Below are 236 nucleotides of genomic sequence, written 5' to 3' on the forward strand. Positions count from 1 at the left end.
GAAGTAATCGGTTGATTACCCGATCCTTGGAAAATCATTTGCGAAGACCATTTTGACTGAGTTTCACCACTCAAGTCAAAGCGGAACATATTGCCGTAACGGTCGCCGCCATAAGCAATATCGACAATACCGTCAAAATCGGTGTCTACCAAAGAAGGGGTAGAGATGCCGCCTTTGCCATTCGGCGCAGGAATTTTAGACAAGAGCTTTCCTGCTTCAGAAACATTATTACCGGT

General features: G+C 45.3%; 1 protein-coding gene. It reads right to left on the reverse strand.

Translation table 11 applies throughout. The features are described from left to right. Positions 1-203: PilC/PilY family type IV pilus protein (locus ACTHTK_RS10340; RefSeq protein ID WP_440379755.1), on the reverse strand; the 203-nt coding region annotated here is incomplete at its 3' end. Positions 204-236: the final 33 nt, after the last annotated feature.

Origin of the sequence: Neisseria sp. P0006.S009 (assembly GCF_051962915.1) — a bacterium.
In the GTDB taxonomy this organism is placed as follows: Bacteria; Pseudomonadota; Gammaproteobacteria; order Burkholderiales; family Neisseriaceae; genus Neisseria; species Neisseria subflava_E.